This window comes from Haloferax sp. Atlit-6N, from assembly GCF_003383195.1.
GTDB lineage: Archaea > Halobacteriota > Halobacteria > Halobacteriales > Haloferacaceae > Haloferax > Haloferax gibbonsii.
The window spans coordinates 1-431 of sequence record NZ_QEQJ01000428.1; the positions used below are offsets into that span (position 1 = coordinate 1).

General features: G+C 59.6%; 1 protein-coding gene. It reads right to left on the reverse strand.

What is annotated here, in order from left to right; translation table 11 throughout:
* Positions 1-431 (reverse strand): MBL fold metallo-hydrolase (locus DEQ92_RS23035; RefSeq protein WP_147299616.1); only part of this gene is annotated, 431 nt, incomplete at both ends.

A 431-nucleotide genomic window follows, 5' to 3' on the forward strand; every position in this document is an offset into this window, starting at 1 on the left:
CGATGAGATACTCTTCGCTCGTAGCCTCCCCATCACCGGGAAGGAGGAAGCTCGACGCGCCGAACTGCAGGTACAACACGATACTGTTCTCGTTGCTATCTTTGTTCGCGAGATACCCCTCCGGTGGCGCGAGAACTCGCACCTCGACACCCGACATTTGAATCGAATCACCGGCTTGGGTCCGGTACAGCGTCACGTCGTGTGTTTCAACCGCATCAAGGTAGGCGTCGTAGGTTGCTGAACTCGACGCAATACCGGGATCGTAGACGGCCCCGACACCGTCGGCGTTGGTCTCGAAATGCTCGATCACGGCCGCGTGCCCGCCGATGTGGTCCGCATCCGGGTGGGAGGTCACGAGGTGATCAATACGGGTTACGCCCTGGGCTTCGAGATATGCGATAACGTCGTCGCCATCATCGCGCCAATCCCCG